At 31.3% G+C, this 19163-nt stretch carries 14 protein-coding genes, 2 tRNA genes and 1 pseudogene; 7 read left to right on the plus strand and 10 right to left on the minus strand.

Annotation, left to right across the window (positions count from 1 at the left end):
* Positions 1 to 12: 12 nt before the first annotated feature.
* A complete protein-coding gene (locus AJ936_RS06995; protein WP_070273933.1) occupies positions 13 to 2364 on the minus strand; it encodes a hypothetical protein in 2352 nt (783 codons plus the stop codon).
* Positions 2361 to 3101: pseudogene (locus AJ936_RS07000) on the minus strand (DNA topoisomerase); the annotation flags it as partial. The pseudogene AJ936_RS07000 and the gene AJ936_RS06995, both read right to left, overlap by 4 nt.
* 115 nt (positions 3102 to 3216) lie before the next feature.
* Between AJ936_RS07000 and AJ936_RS07005 the strand changes: the two are divergent.
* From AJ936_RS07005 to AJ936_RS07015, 3 genes are all read left to right on the plus strand, one after another.
* Positions 3217 to 3292: transfer RNA gene (locus AJ936_RS07005), tRNA-Ala, on the plus strand.
* A 3-nt stretch (positions 3293 to 3295) separates the two neighbouring features.
* A tRNA-Val gene (locus tag AJ936_RS07010) sits at positions 3296 to 3371 on the plus strand.
* Between the two features lie 27 nt (positions 3372 to 3398).
* Positions 3399 to 3929: a GNAT family N-acetyltransferase gene (locus AJ936_RS07015; RefSeq protein ID WP_002870451.1), complete on the plus strand. Its 531-nt coding sequence runs from the start codon at positions 3399 to 3401 to the stop codon at positions 3927 to 3929.
* Here AJ936_RS07015 and leuD read toward each other — a convergent pair.
* The 4 genes from leuD to leuA are packed head-to-tail and all read right to left on the minus strand — an operon-like array spanning position 3909 to position 8520.
* Positions 3909 to 4511 carry a 3-isopropylmalate dehydratase small subunit gene (gene leuD, locus AJ936_RS07020; protein WP_070209953.1) on the minus strand — a complete coding sequence of 201 codons (603 nt, stop codon included), beginning with the start codon at positions 4509 to 4511 and terminating at the stop codon, positions 3909 to 3911. The two genes, AJ936_RS07015 and leuD, sit on opposite strands and share 21 nt — an antisense overlap.
* Position 4512: 1 nt before the next feature.
* Complete coding sequence (gene leuC, locus AJ936_RS07025) at positions 4513 to 5925, minus strand: 3-isopropylmalate dehydratase large subunit (protein ID WP_072238641.1); 1413 nt, start codon at positions 5923 to 5925, stop codon at positions 4513 to 4515.
* Entirely contained in the window at positions 5912 to 6988 is a 1077-nt protein-coding gene (gene leuB, locus AJ936_RS07030) for a 3-isopropylmalate dehydrogenase (RefSeq protein ID WP_070248648.1), read from the minus strand. The genes leuC and leuB overlap by 14 nt, the downstream gene beginning before the upstream one ends.
* Complete coding sequence (leuA, locus tag AJ936_RS07035; protein WP_070243343.1) at positions 6985 to 8520, minus strand: 2-isopropylmalate synthase; 1536 nt, start codon at positions 8518 to 8520, stop codon at positions 6985 to 6987. Before leuA ends, leuB begins: the two co-directional genes overlap by 4 nt.
* Positions 8521 to 8836: 316 nt before the next feature.
* Here leuA and AJ936_RS07040 point away from each other — a divergent pair, with 316 nt between their 5' ends.
* Positions 8837 to 9466: a hypothetical protein gene (locus tag AJ936_RS07040; protein WP_002870446.1), complete on the plus strand. Its 630-nt coding sequence runs from the start codon at positions 8837 to 8839 to the stop codon at positions 9464 to 9466.
* A 35-nt stretch (positions 9467 to 9501) separates the two neighbouring features.
* Here the strand turns inward: AJ936_RS07040 and AJ936_RS07045 are convergent, their stop codons facing one another.
* The 4 genes from AJ936_RS07045 to ruvC all read right to left on the minus strand — a co-directional run bounded on the left by AJ936_RS07045 (position 9502) and on the right by ruvC (position 14177).
* Complete coding sequence (locus AJ936_RS07045; RefSeq protein WP_052949455.1) at positions 9502 to 10149, minus strand: outer membrane beta-barrel protein; 648 nt, start codon at positions 10147 to 10149, stop codon at positions 9502 to 9504.
* A 135-nt stretch (positions 10150 to 10284) separates the two neighbouring features.
* Positions 10285 to 10668, minus strand: a complete 384-nt coding sequence (queF, locus tag AJ936_RS07050) for a preQ(1) synthase (protein WP_070209957.1) — start codon at positions 10666 to 10668, stop codon at positions 10285 to 10287.
* A gap of 246 nt (positions 10669 to 10914) precedes the next feature.
* Positions 10915 to 13491, minus strand: coding sequence for a flagellar hook protein FlgE (gene flgE, locus AJ936_RS07060; RefSeq protein WP_070274245.1), 2577 nt, complete (start codon positions 13489 to 13491; stop codon positions 10915 to 10917).
* 203 nt (positions 13492 to 13694) lie between these two features.
* The gene (gene ruvC / locus AJ936_RS07065; protein ID WP_079861665.1) at positions 13695 to 14177 is read right to left on the minus strand and encodes a crossover junction endodeoxyribonuclease RuvC; all 483 of its coding nucleotides are present in this window, start codon (positions 14175 to 14177) and stop codon (positions 13695 to 13697) included.
* 94 nt (positions 14178 to 14271) lie between these two features.
* On the opposite strand from ruvC, the gene dnaA reads away from it, so the two are divergent.
* The 3 genes from dnaA to gyrB all read left to right on the plus strand — a co-directional run bounded on the left by dnaA (position 14272) and on the right by gyrB (position 19159).
* A complete protein-coding gene (dnaA, locus tag AJ936_RS07070; protein ID WP_002870442.1) occupies positions 14272 to 15594 on the plus strand; it encodes a chromosomal replication initiator protein DnaA in 1323 nt (440 codons plus the stop codon).
* A gap of 159 nt (positions 15595 to 15753) precedes the next feature.
* Complete coding sequence (gene dnaN, locus AJ936_RS07075) at positions 15754 to 16821, plus strand: DNA polymerase III subunit beta (RefSeq protein ID WP_002881348.1); 1068 nt, start codon at positions 15754 to 15756, stop codon at positions 16819 to 16821.
* Positions 16822 to 16849: 28 nt separating this feature from the next.
* The gene (gene gyrB / locus AJ936_RS07080) at positions 16850 to 19159 is read left to right on the plus strand and encodes a DNA topoisomerase (ATP-hydrolyzing) subunit B (RefSeq protein WP_070274247.1); all 2310 of its coding nucleotides are present in this window, start codon (positions 16850 to 16852) and stop codon (positions 19157 to 19159) included.
* Positions 19160 to 19163: the final 4 nt, after the last annotated feature.

Below are 19163 nucleotides of genomic sequence, written 5' to 3' on the forward strand. Positions count from 1 at the left end.
GTTGAGATTTCTTTAAACAATATTTGCTCTCTTGTTTAAAGTGTTTTCCATACCTTGAGAAATCATTTCACTTTGTTTTCCATCAATACCTACTAATGATAAAGCCCATGAAGGCCCTTTAATAATTAAATTCCACATAATTACCGCTGAAGCAATTTTTGCAAATATAGTTAATAAGCCTGTGATTGCACCTATAATAAAGTTAGTGTGAAAATTATATACGCTAGTTTTAATTCCTGTAAATTGTTCTACAGAAACAAATAAGAAAAATTCGTCTACTAAAACATTTATAAATAATGATAAATATATAAAGAGAATAATTAATACGGGTTTTAAAAATATAGCCATACCATTAATTAAGAATTCAATAATTTTATCCATTCTTTTAGTTGCTAAGGAGAAAGCTACAACGAATGGTGAAATATAAAAATATTTTATCAAAGAAACTAAATAAGATACAAATATTATAATAGAAGCTGTAGTGCAAACCAATAATGGTATTTTTTGAAAAGTCCATTCTATTAACATTATAGCTATAGCATATCCTGTAATTGTTGAGGCAACTGTTCCTGTTATGTATCCAACGATAGCTCCACCTACTGTTCCTATGATTGGCACAGTAGAAGCTGCTGCTGCTTGAATTACAGCCATGAATTTTCCAGTATTTTCCATTACAAAATCTTTTATAGTTGAAGCTCCTGGTAACATCATCCATACTAATTTACCTGCTATCCATCCTAAAGAGCTATCTGTAATATCATCTTTACTAATTTCAATATCTCCTTTATTTATATTTTCTTTAGTGTTTTGAATATTTTTTTTAGTTGCTTTAATCATCCTTTCTTTTTGTTCATCTTCATCACCTTGCTCTTCTTTAAACATAGTTACTTCTGCTAAAATTGCACTACTTGGCGTAAATAAAGAATTTATCCATCCAAGTTGCATTTCTCTTACTGCAAAATAAGCATCAAGATTTTTCATTTCATTGATTTTTTGAGTGTTATCTCTTAATTTATCAATTTTTTCCATTTGAGAATTTATTTTAGTTATTTCATTTCTTGCTTTTAAAATATCAGCTTCTAAAGCTATACAAGCTTCCAAGGAAATATCGCCATTTTTTCCTGCCATATCATTACTATCTTCAGCTAAAAATCGTTTTATTTTTTCTTTATCTTCATCTGTTAAAGAAGTGATATAGCTTTCTCTAATGGCAGATAGTTGGTTTTTATATCTTAAAGAACAAGTTTTTTTATAAATTTCATCTCCTTGACTTATAAGAAACTCATTTTCTTTCTTTTTTTCTAATAAGGCTTTAATACCTTGAATATTTACTCCACCTATACTTTTATAAATTTTATCCATATAGGTTTTTCCACCAATTGCACTAGCCATATCTGCAATATCTGTTGATTTTAATGCAAAATATCTAATGACGTTTTGCATAATTGTTGAGTGAGCTAAACCATTTCCTTCGGGTATAGGCATAAAAAATGTTCCTATCATAATCATTGGAATATAAAATTTATGTAAAAATTTTTGCTTTCCTTCATTTTCGCCCCTATTTTCTAAGTAAGCTTGAATTTTTTCTGCACTAATTGAAGTAAGAAAAAATCCACCAACTAAAACAAGAATTAGAATTTGTAAATGTTGATAAATTTTTTCATTGGCTAAAAATAGATTTGAAAAATACGCCATATTGTTTTTATTAAAACCATCTACAGCTGAAGTTTCTTGCAAACTTATACTTGAAGTAGAAAATCCTTTATTTTGATTTAAAACAGAATTTGGAGCTATCAAAAAATCCATAAAACTTTGATTTTTTTGTATAGTTTTAATGCTAAAATTATCTATACCATCTTTTAAGGTTAATTCTCCTAAATTATAAGTTTTTTCTCTATCAATAATATTTGGATTTAAAGTTGCTAAAGCAACTAAATATTTTGCAAAATTAATTTTAGTATCGCTTGGCGTCCATTTAATTATACTTTCTAAATTAATTTTTCTATCTATATTTTCATAATTTTTTAATTCAGTATCAAGTCCTGTATACACTTGTTTAGCACAAGATAAATTAGTTTTTGAAGCATTAAATTTTAAATCTAAATCAAAATTTTCATTTTTATAAACTCTACAAAAAGTTGTCCCATTTTTAAAATCAAATCCTATGATTTGAGTTCCATATCCGCTATTAACCTTTCTACACTCCCAACTACATCCATTTTTAGAATCTATGTCATCATCACTATTAGGAAATATTTTTTGCATTTCTTCTTTAGTAGTTTCAGAAACAACTCCTTGCCCATTATTTGTTCCTTCTGCAAATAAGAAATTAAACAGCAATAAAAATAAAATTATTTTTTTCATTTGTATTTAACCTTTTGCTTATAATTGTTTTGAAAATTATTTTTAGCATTTAAATTAGGTTCGCCATTTAATTCAGGACACATAAATTTACAACCATTTTTCCATTCAGAACAACCATACCAAAATTTGTTTTTTTCATTTTTACTTTCTCTTTTTATTAAGTTTCCTTGATTACATTGAGGACATTTAAAAGATGTATTTAAATTAGTGCTTTTATTTTCTAATTCAGGTTTTCCATTAACAGATTTCGCCTTAAAATCACAACCATTAGAATACTCAGAACAAGAAAAGAATTTTCTAAATTTTCCATTTATTTCTCTTAAAAAACCTTTTTGACATTTAGGACAAGTTATTTTTTCTTTTTCTTCATTAGAAACAATTTTTTTGTTTAAACTCTTTTCATTATCAATTATTTTTAAAATAAAATCATTAATTGAATTTAAAAAATCGCTTCTTTTTAGTTTTCCTTCTTGTATCTCTTTTTGAGATTCAAACCATAAAGCTGTCATGTCTGGATTTGTCAATATAGGATCTAAATTTTGGATTAAATTAATTCCAAGTTCTGTAGCATTAACAACTTGCTTTTTATCCTTTGAAACTACAATATAGCCTCTGTTTATTAAAGTTTCTATGTGATTACTTCTTGTTGCTGGAGTTCCTATTCCGCCATTTTCGCCTTTTTTATCTTTATCTTTTTCTATTAAAAGTTTTTTAATTTTTTCATCTTTAACATATTTAGAAACTTGATTTAAATCTTTTAATAAAGTAGTATATTACATCATAAATTAAAAATTTGATTTTAGTTTTCAGCCAAAAACAAGTAATATTGCGATAAAATCTCAGACTTATAAAGGGGCATTAGCTCAGCTGGGAGAGCACAACGCTGGCAGCGTTGGGGTCAGCGGTTCGAACCCGCTATGCTCCACCATATGGTTCCGTAGCTCAGCTGGTAGAGCACTACCTTGACATGGTAGTGGCCGTTGGTTCAAGTCCAATCGGAGCCACCATCACCCTTCCTTATACAAAGGATTATTATGCAAAACACTATCATACAAAAAGCCGTCCATAAAGATTTAAATTCTATACTTGAAATCACAAAAGATGCTTTAAATGCTATGAAAGCTATGAATTTTCACCAATGGGATGAGAATTATCCCAATGAAATAGTTTTTCAAGAAGACATACAAGCACAAGAACTTTATGTGTTTAAAGAAAATGATGAAATTTTAGGCTTTATCTGTATCAATGAAAAATTTGAACCTGAATTTTACAAACAAGTTATTTTTAACAAAAATTATGATGATAAAGCCTTTTATCTACACCGTTTAGCCGTCAAACAAAATGCAAAAGGCAAAGGCGTGGCACAAAAACTTTTAAATTTTTGCGAAAATTTTGCCTTGGAAAATCACAAGGCAAGTTTAAGAGCAGATACTCATAGTAAAAATTTTCCTATGAATTCGCTTTTTAAAAAGCTTGATTTTAATTTTTGTGGAAACTTTGACATACCTAATTACCAAGATCCTTTTTTAGCTTATGAAAAAATTCTAAACCAAAAAGCTTTTTGAGTTTTTTTCATAGACTTTGATTTGTGCTTCATGTTTTAAAGTCAAAGCTATATTATCAAGTCCTTCCAAAAGACAAATTCTGTGAAAATCATCTAAATCAAAAGAAAAAATCTTATCTTTAAAAAATACTCTTTTTTCCAACAAAGAAATTTCTATATTTTTATCTTGGGATTTTTTTAACTCATCAACTATTTCCAAAACCTCATCTTTAGCAAGTTCTATGGTAAGTAAACCATTTCCTAAGGCATTGTTTTTAAAAATATCCGCAAAAGAAGGTGCGATAATAGCTCTAATACCATAATCAACCAAAGCCCAAGGCGCATGCTCTCTTGAAGAGCCACTACCAAAATTTTCAAAACTCACCAAAATAGAGCTATTTTGATATTCTTTTTTGTTAAGATTAAAATCCATATTTAAAACACTTTCTTTATCATCTAAATAACGCAAATCATGGAACAAATGCTTACCAAAACCTTGCTTAGACACTGCAAGTAAAAATTGTTTAGGTATAATTTGATCTGTATCTATGTTAGCATATTCTAAAGGACAAGCTATACCTTTATGTATAATAAATTTTTGCATATTAAACTCCTAAATACTTTCTATTATCACAAATAACACCTTCTATGGCACAAGCTGCCGCACTTGCAGGACTCATCAAATGAGTGATAGAACCTTTACCTTGTCTGCCTACAAAGTTACGATTTGAAGTTGAAGCAACTCTTTGACCTGAATTTGCTTTGTCATCATTCATACCAAGACACATAGAACACCCTGCATATCTCCACTCACACCCTGCCTCGATAAAAATCTTATCAAGTCCTAAATTTTCAGCTTCTTTTCTTACTTGCATTGAACCAGGCACGATTAAAGCTTTAACATTTTTATGAATTTTGCGCCCTTTTAAGATATCAGCGGCTATTTTAAGATCTTCTAAACGCCCATTTGTGCAAGATCCTATAAATACAATGTCGATTTTTACCCCTTCTATAACTTGATCTTGCTCTAAATTTACATAAGATAAAGCATCAAGCAAAGATTTTTGCTCACTTTGATTTTTAAAATCGCTTATTTTTGGAATTTTTTCATCTATACCAATCACTTGCGAAGGATTTGTTCCATAGCTAATTTGTGGTTGTATCTTGCTTACATCTAGAGTAATACTCTCATCATATTTTGCTCCTTCATCGCTTCTTAAACTCTTCCAATACTCACAATACTTTTGAAATTCTTCTCCTTTAGGTGCAAATTCCTTTCCCTTAATATACTCAAAAGTGATCTCATCAGGAGCTATCATACCTACTTTAGCTCCAAATTCTATAGCCATATTACAAAGAGTCATTCTAGCTTCCATACTTAAATTTCTTATAAGTTCTCCACAAAATTCTATAGCATAGCCTGTGCCTTTTGCCGTGCCATATTGTGCGATCAAATACAAAATCAAATCCTTAGCATAAACGCCTTTTTGAAACTGCCCTTTACATTCGATTTTCATAGTTTTAAGTTTGGCTTGTTTTAAAGTTTGCGTTGCCATGACATGCTCTACTTCACTCGTGCCTATACCAAAGGCTAAAGCTCCAAAAGCCCCATGTGTTGCCGTATGAGAATCCCCACAAACTAAAGTAACCCCAGGTAAAGTAAAGCCAAGCTCAGGACCTACTATATGAACTATGCCTTGATTTTTATCTCCAAGTCCTAAAAGCCTTACTCCAAATTCCTTAGTATTTTGCATCAAAGTTGTAATTTGCTCTTTTGCCATATCAGAACAAGCATTTAAATCCATACTTTTAGTTGAAACATCATGATCTATAGTAGCCAAAGTTAAATCCGATCTTGCCATTCTACGCTTAGCCATTTTAAGCCCTGAAAATGCTTGAGGGCTTGTTACTTCATGGATTAAATGTCTATCGATATAAAGTATAGGAAGTTCGTTTTTGCCTTCATAAACCACATGAGCATCAAAGACTTTCTCGTATAAAGTTTTAGCCATTGTCATTCTCCTTTAAAATTTCTAAAATACAATCCCCCATTTCATCGGTATTTAAATACGACTTAGCATTTAAATCCTTAGTCATTTTTCCTTGTGCCAATGCCAAAGATATAGCATTTTCTATATCCTGTGCGGCTTGTTCTTCTTTGAAACTATACTTTAACATCAAAGCCGCACTTAAAATTTGAGCTATGGGATTGGCTATATTTAAATGAGCTATATCAGGCGCACTTCCACCTGCTGGCTCATAAAGTCCAAAACCTTTATCGTTTAAACTTGCTGAACTTAACAAACCCAAAGATCCATTAATGGCAGCTAACTCATCACTCAAAATATCACCGAAAAGATTTGAACAAAGCATAACATCAAAAATGCTAGGATTTTTTACAATCTGCATCGCAGCATTATCCACATACATGTACTCTAAGTTTATATCTTGATAATCTTTTGCAACATTTGTCACCACTTCTCGCCACAAAATAGAACTTGCTAAAACATTCGCCTTGTCGATTAAATGGACTTTTTTCTTTCTTATTCTTGCACTTTCAAAAGCGATATGAGCTATCCTTTCTATCTCTTTTTTAGTGTAAATTTCAGTATCATAAGCACTTTCTTTACCTAAATCTTGCTTACCAAAATAAATTCCACCTGTAAGCTCTCTAACACATAAAATATCCACTCCTTTTTGGATAATCTCATTTTTTAAAGGTGAAGCATGAGTTAAACTTTCATAAATTTTACAAGGACGCAAATTTGCAAACAAATTAAAATGCTTTCTTAAAGGTAAAAGCGAGGCTCTTTCAGGTCTTTGATCTATGGGTAAATTATCCCACTTAGGCCCACCCACAGAACCAAATAAAATCGCATCACTTTGCTCACAAAGCTTTAAAGTTTCATCACTTAAAGCCACTCCATAAGCATCTATACTTGCACCACCTATTTTAGCTTCATTAAATTCAAAACTAAAATTGTATTTTTGTGCGATAAAAGTTAAAATTTTTAAAGCCTCTTTCATCACCAAAGGCCCTATGCCATCTCCTGCTAAAACAGCTACTTTATAAGTTTTCATGCCATTTTCCTTTCTTCTACTTTTAAAGAGCGATAAATCGCATTATAAGCACTCACAAAAGCTTGTGCTGAAGCTTCTATAACATCTGTTGAAAGTCCTTTTCCATGGAATTTTCTCCCTTTAAATTCCAAATCCACATCCACTTGTCCTTGAGCATCTACTCCTGAATTTTTTGCATTGATACTATAAGCTTTTAGCACAGGCTTTAAATTCGTTATCCTAGCAATGCAGTTAAAAACTGCTTCAACAGGACCATTTCCTGTGCAAGCTTCAGTTTTTAGCTCTTCTTTGATACGCATACAAACACAAGCGGTTGGGATATTGCCACTAATCACGCTTAATTTTTCAAGTATAAATTCATTTTCTTCTTCATTCTCATAGCTTAAAAACATCAACGCTTCTAAATCATAATCATACACTTGACCCTTTTTATCCGCAAGGCGTAAAAAACGCTCATAAACATCATCTAAATTATAAGTATTTTCATCATAGCCTAAATTTTCAAGGCAAGTTTTTATCATAGCTCTTCCGCTTCTTGCTGTCATTAGCATACGATTTTCATGAATTCCTATGGCACTAGGGCTTATGATCTCGTAAGTTTGCCTATTTTTAAGCACTCCATCTTGATGAATACCTGAACTATGAGAAAACGCATTGCTACCCACTATAGCTTTATGCGAAGGTATGCTTTCATTAGTGATAGCTGAAACTAATTTTGAAGTTTTAGAGATATTTTCACATTTAATATCAGTATAAAAACCTTTTAAATAATCTTTCCTAGTTTTTATCGCCATAACCACTTCTTCTAAAGCACAATTGCCCGCCCTTTCACCAAGTCCATTTATAGTGCACTCTATCTGTCTTGCACCTTGCAAAATAGCACTTAAGCTATTACCCGTTGCCATACCTAAGTCATTGTGACAATGCACAGAAATGATAGCTTTGTCTATATTTGGCACTTTGTTAAATAAAATTTTGATGATATTAGCAAATTCACTTGGCAAGGTATAGCCCACAGTATCTGGGATATTTATAGTTTTAGCACCTGCTTTTATCGCATTTTCCACCATAAAACAAAGATTATCTATAGGAGTTCTTCCTGCATCTTCGCATGAAAATTCTACATCATCAGTATAAGATCTTGCTCTTATAATCGCTCTTTTTGCCATAGACAAAATTTCATCAAAATCTTTTTTTAATTTATCTTGTATATGCAAAGTTGAAGTGGCTATAAAAGTATGAATTCTAAAATGCTTTGCCACTTTTAAAGCTTCATAAGCCATATCTATATCTTTATCCAATGCCCTAGAAAGTGCACAAATGGTTGAGTTTTTAACCTTAGAAGCGATCTTTTGCACCGCTTTAAAATCCCCTTGTGAAGATACCGGAAAACCTGCTTCTATAACATCTACGCCTAAATTTTCAAGCGCTAAAGCGATTTGTAATTTTTGATTGATACCCAAAGAACTGCCTAAAGCTTGTTCTCCATCACGCAAAGTGGTATCAAAGATTATGATTTTATTATCTTTCATGATTTAATCCTTTAAAACGAAACAGACTAAATGAATTAAAAATTCAAAAACTTAACAACAATGATAAAAAATTAAAAATATAAAAAATGATTAAAAATAAAATTGAGTTTTAGAGTGAGAGTTGCAGTAGTAGATTAAAAGTATCTTTACTTTTTTGTTGGACTGAATTTGAAATTTTAAAAATTTGTTTCATCTTTTCCTCCTTTGTTAAAATTAATCCCTAATGTATCATATTTTTAGTAAATGTGTTTGTAAAATTCTTAAATTAAGAAAATTATTGATATAATTGTAATTTTAAGTAACAAAAAGGATGTTGATGTTAAAAGAACTCTTAGAGATTAAAAAAGAAATGGAACCTGTTATCCACGAAGCCAATGTGAAATTAAATGTCCTAGCTCGTGAAGTCATAGTCCGAAAAAAAGAATACGAAATTTATGGCCCTATGGTAGATCGTGTTTATCTTGATAACGCCATTTATGTTAAAGTTATGTCAAGTGGACGCGATGTAAAAACAGACAATGTAGCTATAAAAAATGGTTTTTACATGGTTTTTGTAGCCCCTGAAAAAGAAAGTACAAAAGACATCAAAAACAAACTCAAAGTAGCTTATGAGGGGCTTGATAACAAATTTATCGCTACACTCATACGATCTTGCCAACGCTTTAAAGAAATCATAAATAAAACCCAAGCCACACTCGCTAAAGCTTCTAAAATGAATGTAGTAGTAAAAACAAATTTAGGCGAAGCAAGTGCTGCACTTAAATTTAACATCAATATAGAATACACTAGAGACACTCAAAAACTCACTCGCGAAAATTCAAAATCAGCAGGAAGCTTTAGAGATACTAAAACTTATATAAATCTTATAGTAGAAAAAAATACAGATTCTCAAATTTGTGAAAAATTACTTGACGATGTTGAAAAATACTTTATTGGTGGAGGTTGATTTCATTAATGCAAGTTATAAAAACTTGCATTAGATTAAAATTTATAATTATATCCTAAATATACACCATAATTTGTTTGTTTAGGATCGTAAAAGTTTGAACCCACTTGATTTTGATAAAAATTTCTAGAATTATAATGAATTTGCTCTGCTTTAAAGCCTAATTCTATTTCATTATGTGGTGTCAAATCATATAAAGCACCTATTTTCGCTCCATAAAAATAACCGTCAAAATTTTGCGACAAAGATAAAAAGCTTGTTTTTAAGGTAAGATCTGTTCTTGCATATCCTCCATACACACCTAAAACAGCTCTGGTTTTTTCAAAAAGCTTAGGAGTAAAATCATAACCTGTTAAAAATTTATGTGTAGCAAAATCACCTTCGATTTGAATTCTAGGAGTTTTGATAAAATCACTAAATTCATCAGAATAATTATAACCAGCATAAATTCTATGATTTTCATTTAAACGATATCCAAGTTTTAGACCAAATGATGGTATATTACCTGAAATATCTCCATTAAAATTTTGCTTTGTATTCTTCTTATGTTTTAACTCACTTTTTACTTGAGCATGCATCCAAGCTGCATCAGCACCTATAAAAAAACCAGAATTCTCATCTGCTAAAGCCAAATTTGAAAACAAAGTAGCACTTGCGACAATGCTTAATAATTTTTTATTCATCCTAACTCCTTATAATAAAATTCGATCTAAAAATTTTATATCTTTTTATATTATATATTCTTCAAAGATTAAATAAGAATTTTTTATAAAATATTTAATCTTTACATAAAAATATGTGAATATTTTACTCAAATATTATTTTGGAACAACTATATCACTACGACATTCTATCACCGTATGCACATTTCCACGCGGGTTAAAATCCCCTACAACTTTAATCCATTTTGGTTTTAGTTTATCTTTTAAAGTATTGTAAATTTCATTGATACTTGCTTCATGTGAAACATTTCTATACATAAAAGTATTGATATAAAGCTTTATCGCCTTAAGCTCAACCACAAATTTATCAGGCATATACTCAAGATAAATCGTCGCAAAGTCAGGATAGCCCGAACGCGGACAAGTACACATAAATTCAGGCAAAGTGATTTTAATGATATAGTCATTTTTCGCATCATTTGGCCAAATTTCCATATTTTCTACATCAAATTCTTTGATTTCTTTTTCACCATAACGCATAGATTTTCCTTAAAATTTAAATTCAAGCAAAAATTATAACAAAATAAGTTTTTAAAACGATTATGATACAGATAAGAAAATGCAATTTTATTGCAACTCACCCCTAGCAAGAGTGAGTTAGCAATAAATTGAAGGCAGTTCAAGCCTAAGCCTAGTATTACAAGACTACCAAGATAGGCTTGTAAAGCAAGGCTTGCTCCTTTTAAGGGAGCAAAAAACAATATTTTATAGAATGCTAAGCTTAAATTATTGTTTAAGCTGAATCAAGGTTTGAAGCATTTGATCACTGGTTGAAATGGTTTTTGAGTTTGCTTGATAACCCCTTTGGATAATGATAAGTTCTGTTAAAGAACGGCTCAAATCCACATTTGACATTTCAAGAGCTGAGGTTTTCATCTCACCACGACCACCTGTTCCTGCTTCACCTACTACGATATTACCACTATTTGCAGTAACTTTAAAAAGGTTTCCGCCGATTTCTTCAAGGCCTGAGTTGTTTGCTACTGAAGCCATTGCGATTTTTGCTACAGCAAAGGTTTTACCATTGGTAAATTCGCCCAAGATATTTCCTTTATCATCAACGCGAATTGCATCAGGTTTTAAGTTTCCTGAAGTATAACCATCGGTTGCTTGTCCTGTTAGAGTTGAAGCAGAGTTTGAGCTTACAAGGCCGTCATTACTTCCGCTTGTTCCAAAGGAAAGTTTGATTTGTTGATTTGGCGCAGCACCATTGTTTGGTGAAAAGCTTATAGTTTTTGGTGTATAGCTAGCCAAAGATCCATCGTTGTTAAATCTTGCACTACCCACGATGATGTTCGTAGGACCTTCTCCTGTAGTGTTGATCTCTGCAGGTTCTGGCACACGGATGATCATTTGCCATTCATTACCCCCATCTTGAGTGGTACTTTGTTTTACAAACTGTACTTCAAGACTGTGTTTTGAACCTAAAGAATCATAGATATCAAGCGCGGCTGAAAAAGATGAAAGTTTAAGTTGTTCGCTTTCTTTGATCGATCCACCCGTTACTAAAGGACCATCCCAAGCTTTAAAGATAGCTGTAAAAGCATCGTTTGTACTTACTGTGCCTTCTTTGTTAGAATAAGCAGTGATATTAAAACTCATATTTTTTGGTGTAGTTTGCGTAGCATTAGCCACTCCAGCACCTTTTGGAATAGTTGAATCTTCTTTAGCATTTGAGATAGCAAAATGTCCTGTATCATTTACCACAACTTTTACAGCTTGGTTTACATCTCCAGTTGCAGTAAATTTACCATCTCCATCATAGTCTACCCCATATCTAGCATCTCTTTGTAAAAGTTCTCTTAAATCTTCTGTGGTTCTAAACTGTCTTGCATTTGTATTTAAAAGGCTACCGTTTTTTACAGCATTAAAATAATTAGCAGAAGCAGGATCCGTAGGAACATCATTCGCATTATCAGGCGTATTATCATTAAAACTAGGGCCTCCATCAGGATTGTACATAGGTGGTAAATCCACAGGATTTGAACTATAGATATATTTATGCGCAGTGATAACCTGAGCTGAATTTGTTCCAGTTAAGGTTACAGGTTTTTTACCATCTGGAGTAGGTTTCATTTGAGTTGCAGTCCATAAAGAAGTACCATTTTTCGTAATTGCTGGATCATTTTGATTAAAAGTAAATTTACTATCATTTGTATTCCATACTGCATTCCAAAGTTCACCTGCTGTATTTCCATCATTTACAGTTAAGCTAATATTTTTCATATTGTCTGTAGTGCCATCAGCATTATCATTTACAAACTGTATACCACTGCCATCAGAACTTTTAACTGCTTTTACTCCTGTTCCATCTCTAGTATCGGTTGGTGCGGTGAAAGTGTTGATATAAGCTATAGCATCATCTATACTTTGAATATCAGCATTTTGAATTTTAACCCCATTTATAACTATATCTAAATTTACCTTTTGATCTTTATTACCCCAAAAAGCCGCAGTTTGATTTGTATGAGAATTTTCATCAAAAGCTTTAGCACCAACTTGATTAGTAGAGTATTTCGCATCAGCGTATGAGACCCAAATTCCTTGACCATCTCTTAAATTTAGCCCTGTTCCACTGGCGTTAAAAAGTGATCCTGCATCCACACCTTTTTCAGTTACTTCAATCGAGTTTTTAGAAGTGGTGTAAAACTGAGTGGTTCCTGTGTCGTTTTCATCTTCAGCTTTGTTGGTTTTAGTATTGTAACCATGAACTGAGTCAAGACCATAAAGATTTCTACTTGAAGTACCTATATTTAAACCACTATTTAAATTTGCTTTGATAGCTACTTCGGTTGATTTTGCTGCAGGGATATGCATACCTGGATCGATAAAAATGTTTTGTGGAGTTCTTGAACTATCTATGGTTTGATCATTCCAGTTGATATTCCATCCTTGAACAATAAAACCTGAATTATTTACAAAGTTACCATAAGCATCAAGCTTAAAGTCTCCATCACGCGTAAGATAGTTTGTAAGACCACCATCATCACTTACCATGAAAAAACCATCACCATTGATAGCAACGTCAGTATTTTTATTTGTAGTTTGAACTGAACCTTGAGAGTGAATTCTTGTAGTAGAACTTACTGAAACGCCAAGACCGATTTGAAGTGGATTTTGTCCGCCTCTTCCATCAGTTGGAGTTGTAGCGATTTTTACTGTTTGGCTAAACATAGTTCCAAAATCTGCACGAGAGTATTTAAAACCATTGGTATTAACATTTGAAATGTTATTACCTTCAACATCCATCGCAACTTGATGTGCTTGTAGTCCGCTTACGCCAGACCAAAGTGATCTCATCATCTTAAATCCTTTATAAAATATTGCTTTAAAAATTTAACGCTTTGGCTTTAAAAAACTTTTGCGTTTATGTGAAGTTTTACAAGCAAGTTCTGTTCCAACTTTTGAAATTTTTTATGAATTTTTTAAAAATTTATAGAAAAAATTTAAAGGTATTTTAGGAGTTTATGAAACTTTGGACTTTTGTGTAATGAAAATTACCAAAGTTATACCCTAACTCTTAAATTTGCCGCATGGGTTAAAGCCACTGCTATAGCATCTGTGATATCTAAAGGCTTGACATCTTTACCAAGTCCTAAAAGTCTTTTTACCATAAAAGCAACTTGTTCTTTGGTTGCTTTAGCTTTTCCTGTGACAGCTTTTTTCACTTGTAAGGGAGTGTATTCTGCAAAGTCTCCATGAATTTGAAGAATTTTTAAAGATAGGGCTCCGCGAAATTGTGCAAGTTTTAAAACGGTTTTTGGATTGTAAGCAAAAAAGATATCTTCTATAGCCACCTCATCAAAAGAATGATTTTTAAAAATCAAATCCAAACCCTCGCAAAGCTCTGTGATTTGATACTGTAAAGCACTTGGCTTTATCTTTATAAGCCCTGCTTCTATGAGAATGTTTTTTCCTTTGCTGGCTTCTATGATAGCATAACCACAATTTCTCGAACCTGGATCTATACCTAAAATTTTCAAATTCATACCTTTTGAAAATAAAATACAAAAGCGGATTTTAACCTTTTTTTATGAAATTTAAGATAAAATTTATACATTATGCAAAATTTAAAGAGAGATTATGAATCCAAGCCAAATACTTGAAAATTTAAAAAAAGAATTAAGCGAAAACGAATACGAAAACTATCTATCAAATTTAAAATTCAACGAAAAGCAAAGCAAAGCAGATCTTTTGGTTTTTAATGCTCCAAATGAACTCATGGCTAAATTCATACAAACAAAGTACGGCAAAAAAATCGCACATTTTTATGAAGTGCAAAGCGGAAATAAAGCCATCATAAACATACAAGCACAAAGTACTAAACAAAGCAACAAAAGCACAAAAATCGACATAGCTCATATAAAGGCACAAAGCACGATTTTAAATCCTTCTTTTACTTTTGAAAGTTTTGTTGTGGGGGATTCTAACAAATACGCTTATGGAGCATGTAAAGCTATAATACATAAAGACAAACTTGGAAAACTTTATAATCCAATCTTTGTTTATGGGCCTACAGGACTTGGAAAAACACATTTACTTCAAGCAGTTGGAAATGCAAGCTTAGAAATGGGAAAAAAAGTCATTTACGCTACAAGTGAAAATTTTATCAATGATTTTACTTCAAATTTAAAAAATGGCTCTTTAGATAAATTTCATGAAAAGTATAGAAACTGCGATGTTTTGCTTATAGATGATGTGCAGTTTTTAGGAAAAACCGATAAAATTCAAGAAGAATTTTTCTTTATATTTAATGAAATCAAAAATAACGATGGACAAATCATCATGACTTCAGACAATCCACCCAACATGCTAAAAGGTATAACCGAACGCTTAAAAAGTCGTTTTGCACATGGGATCATAGCTGATATAACTCCACCTCAACTAGATACAAAAATAGCCATCATAAGAAAAAAATGTGAATTTAACGATATCAATCTTTCTAATGATATCATAAACTATATCGCCACTTCTTTAGGGGATAATATAAGAGAAATCGAAGGCATCATCATAAGTTTAAATGCTTATGCAACCATACTAGGACAAGAAATCACACTCGAACTTGCCAAAAGTGTGATGAAAGATCATATCAAAGAAAAGAAAGAAAATATCACCATAGATGACATTTTATCTTTGGTATGTAAAGAATTTAACATCAAACCAAGTGATGTGAAATCCAATAAAAAAACTCAAAATATAGTCACAGCAAGACGCATTGTGATTTACCTAGCTAGGACACTTACGGCTTTGACTATGCCACAACTTGCGAATTATTTTGAAATGAAAGATCATACGGCTATTTCACATAATGTTAAAAAAATCACAGAAATGATAGAAAATGATGCTTCTTTAAAAGCAAAAATCGAAGAACTTAAAAACAAAATTCTTGTTAAAAGTCAAAGTTAAGTGAAAGGATGTGAAAAATAAATTCTAGAATGTGAAAAAAAGAAATTAAGCAAAGTATGATAAAATACAAATTTGATTATTTTGCTTTGAAAAATTTCACAATTTCAACAAGCTTATTATTACAACGAATTTAAAATTAAAATAAACCAAGGAGAAAAAATGAAGTTAAGTATCAATAAAAATACTTTAGAATCTGCAGTGATTTTATGTAATGCTTATGTAGAAAAAAAAGATTCAAGCACCATTACTTCTCATCTTTTTTTTCATGTTGATGAAGATAAACTTCTTATTAGAGCTAGTGATTATGAAATAGGTATCAACTATAAAATAAAAAAAATCCGCGTAGAATCAAGTGGTTTTGCTACTGCAAATGCAAAAAGTATTACAGATGTTATTAAAAGCTTAAATAATGAAGAAGTTGTTTTAGAAACTATTGATAATTTCTTATTTATAAGACAAAAAAGCACAAAATATAAACTTCCTATGTTTAATCACGAAGATTTTCCAAATTTTCCAAATACAGAAGGAAAAAACCAATTTGACATTGACTCAAGTGACTTAAGTCGTTCTCTTAAAAAGATATTACCAAGTATTGATACAAACAATCCAAAATACTCCTTAAACGGTGCATTTTTAGATATAAAAACAGATAAAATTAACTTCGTAGGAACCGATACAAAACGCCTTGCAATCTATACTTTAGAAAAAGCAAATAATCAAGAATTTAGTTTTAGTATCCCTAAAAAAGCTATCATGGAAATGCAAAAACTTTTCTATGAAAAAATAGAAATTTTTTATGATCAAAATATGCTTATCGCTAAAAATGAAAACTTTGAATTCTTTACAAAACTTATTAACGATAAATTTCCAGATTATGAAAAAGTTATACCAAAAACTTTCAAACAAGAACTTAGCTTTTCAACTGAAGATTTTATAGATAGTCTTAAAAAAATCAGCGTTGTAACTGAAAAAATGAAACTTCATTTTAACAAAGATAAAATCATCTTTGAAGGTATAAGTTTAGACAATATGGAAGCAAAAACAGAGCTTGAAATTCAAACAGGAGTGAGTGAAGAATTTAATCTTACTATAAAGATCAAATATTTACTTGATTTCTTAACTTCTATAGAAGAAGAAAAATTCACTTTAAGTGTAAATGAACCTAATTCAGCATTTATAGTCAAATCCCAAGGACTATCAATGATTATCATGCCTATGATTTTATAATAAAACAAGTAAAAGATAAAGGAAAAATATGCAAGAAAATTACGGTGCGAGTAATATTAAAGTCCTAAAAGGCTTAGAAGCTGTTAGAAAACGCCCAGGTATGTATATAGGAGATACAAACATAGGCGGACTTCATCATATGATTTATGAAGTTGTGGATAATTCTATCGATGAAGCTATGGCAGGACATTGTGATACTATAGATGTAGAAATCACTACTGAAGGAAGCTGTATAGTTAGTGATAATGGTCGTGGTATTCCTGTTGATATACACCCAACTGAAAATATGCCGACTCTAACTGTTGTTTTAACTGTCCTACATGCAGGGGGAAAATTCGATAAAGATACTTACAAAGTTTCAGGTGGTTTGCACGGTGTTGGGGTTTCGGTTGTAAATGCACTTTCTAAAAAACTTGTAGCTACAGTTGAAAGAAATGGAGAAATTTATCGTCAAGAATTTTCAGAAGGTAAAGTTATCAGTGAATTTGGTGTGATAGGAAAAAGTAAAAAGACAGGAACAACTATAGAATTTTGGCCTGATGATCAAATTTTTGAAGTGACTGAATTTGATTATGAAATTTTGGCTAAAAGATTTCGTGAACTTGCATACTTAAATCCAAAAATCACTATAAATTTTAAAGATAACCGCGTAGGCAAACATGAAAGTTTTCACTTTGAAGGTGGAATTTCTCAGTTTGTTACAGACTTAAATAAAAAAGAAGCTTTAACTAAAGCAATTTTCTTTAGCGTAGATGAAGAAGATGTGAATGTTGAAGTAGCTTTGCTTTACAATGATACTTATAGCGAAAATTTATTCTCTTTTGTAAATAATATCAAAACTCCAGATGGTGGAACACATGAAGCTGGTTTTAGAATGGGCTTAACTCGTGTGATAAGTAATTATATAGAAGCAAATGCAAGTGCTAGAGAAAAGGACAATAAAATCACAGGTGAAGATGTGCGTGAAGGTTTGATCGCTGTTGTAAGTGTAAAGGTGCCTGAACCACAATTTGAAGGACAAACCAAAGGAAAACTTGGTTCAACTTATGTGCGTCCTATAGTTTCAAAAGCAAGTTTTGAGTATTTGACTAAATATTTTGAAGAAAATCCTATCGAAGCTAAAGCTATAATGAACAAAGCCTTAATGGCAGCTAGAGGAAGAGAAGCAGCGAAAAAAGCTAGAGAATTAACGCGTAAAAAAGAAAGTTTAAGCGTAGGAACTTTACCAGGGAAATTAGCTGATTGTCAAAGTAAAGATCCAAGTGAAAGTGAAATTTATCTTGTGGAAGGGGATTCTGCAGGAGGTTCTGCAAAACAAGGTAGAGAAAGATCTTTCCAAGCTATACTGCCTTTGCGTGGTAAAATTTTAAATGTTGAAAAAGCAAGACTGGATAAAATTTTAAAATCTGAGCAAATTCAAAATATGATTACCGCTTTTGGCTGTGGTATAGGTGAAGATTTTGATCTTTCAAAACTTAGATATCATAAAATCATCATCATGACAGATGCGGATGTTGATGGATCTCATATACAAACCTTACTTTTAACTTTCTTCTTCCGTTTTATGAATGAACTTGTGGCAAATGGACATATTTATTTAGCACAGCCGCCTTTATATCTTTATAAAAAAGCTAAAAAGCAAATTTATTTAAAAGATGAAAAAGCTTTGAGCGAATACCTGATAGAAACGGGAATAGAAGGTTTAAACTATGAAGGTATAGGAATGAATGATTTAAAAGATTATTTAAAAATCGTTGCAGCTTATCGTGCGATTTTAAAAGATCTTGAAAAGCGTTTTAATGTGATTTCTGTGATACGCTATATGATAGAAAATTCAAATTTAGTTAAAGCAAATAATGAAGAATTATTTAGTGTAATTAAACAATTTTTAGAAACACAAGGACACAATATCTTAAATCACTATATCAACGAAAATGAAATTCGAGCTTTCGTTCAAACTCAAAATGGCTTAGAAGAACTTGTGATCAATGAAGAACTTTTCACTCATCCACTATATGAAGAAGCAAGTTATATTTTTGATAAGATTAAAGATAGAGGCTTGGAATTTGATAAAGATATTTTAGAAGTTCTTGAAGATGTTGAAACCAATGCTAAAAAAGGTGCTACTATACAACGCTATAAAGGTTTAGGAGAAATGAATCCTGAGCAACTTTGGGAAACCACAATGGATCCAAGCGTAAGAAGACTTTTAAAAATTACTATTGAAGATGCACAAAGTGCAAACGATACCTTTAATCTCTTTATGGGCGATGAGGTTGAACCAAGACGCGATTATATTCAAGCACATGCTAAAGATGTAAAACATTTGGATGTGTAAATTT

It is taken from the genome of Campylobacter sp. BCW_6877, from assembly GCF_001762445.1.
GTDB lineage: Bacteria > Campylobacterota > Campylobacteria > Campylobacterales > Campylobacteraceae > Campylobacter_D > Campylobacter_D jejuni.

What these genes read in the sequence shown, in the direction of transcription:
- leuB (WP_070248648.1), bottom strand. Translation starts at nt 6,988, where the DNA reads ATGAAAACTTATAAAGTAGCTGTTTTAGCAGGAGATGGCATAGGGCCT.
- dnaN (WP_002881348.1), top strand. Translation starts at nt 15,754, where the DNA reads ATGAAGTTAAGTATCAATAAAAATACTTTAGAATCTGCAGTGATTTTA.
- AJ936_RS07015 (WP_002870451.1), top strand. Translation starts at nt 3,399, where the DNA reads ATGCAAAACACTATCATACAAAAAGCCGTCCATAAAGATTTAAATTCT.
- leuC (WP_072238641.1), bottom strand. Translation starts at nt 5,925, where the DNA reads ATGACAATGGCTAAAACTTTATACGAGAAAGTCTTTGATGCTCATGTG.
- AJ936_RS07045 (WP_052949455.1), bottom strand. Translation starts at nt 10,149, where the DNA reads ATGAATAAAAAATTATTAAGCATTGTCGCAAGTGCTACTTTGTTTTCA.
- gyrB (WP_070274247.1), top strand. Translation starts at nt 16,850, where the DNA reads ATGCAAGAAAATTACGGTGCGAGTAATATTAAAGTCCTAAAAGGCTTA.
- flgE (WP_070274245.1), bottom strand. Translation starts at nt 13,491, where the DNA reads ATGATGAGATCACTTTGGTCTGGCGTAAGCGGACTACAAGCACATCAA.
- leuA (WP_070243343.1), bottom strand. Translation starts at nt 8,520, where the DNA reads ATGAAAGATAATAAAATCATAATCTTTGATACCACTTTGCGTGATGGA.
- dnaA (WP_002870442.1), top strand. Translation starts at nt 14,272, where the DNA reads ATGAATCCAAGCCAAATACTTGAAAATTTAAAAAAAGAATTAAGCGAA.
- queF (WP_070209957.1), bottom strand. Translation starts at nt 10,668, where the DNA reads ATGCGTTATGGTGAAAAAGAAATCAAAGAATTTGATGTAGAAAATATG.
- ruvC (WP_079861665.1), bottom strand. Translation starts at nt 14,177, where the DNA reads ATGAATTTGAAAATTTTAGGTATAGATCCAGGTTCGAGAAATTGTGGT.
- AJ936_RS06995 (WP_070273933.1), bottom strand. Translation starts at nt 2,364, where the DNA reads ATGAAAAAAATAATTTTATTTTTATTGCTGTTTAATTTCTTATTTGCA.
- AJ936_RS07040 (WP_002870446.1), top strand. Translation starts at nt 8,837, where the DNA reads ATGTTAAAAGAACTCTTAGAGATTAAAAAAGAAATGGAACCTGTTATC.
- leuD (WP_070209953.1), bottom strand. Translation starts at nt 4,511, where the DNA reads ATGCAAAAATTTATTATACATAAAGGTATAGCTTGTCCTTTAGAATAT.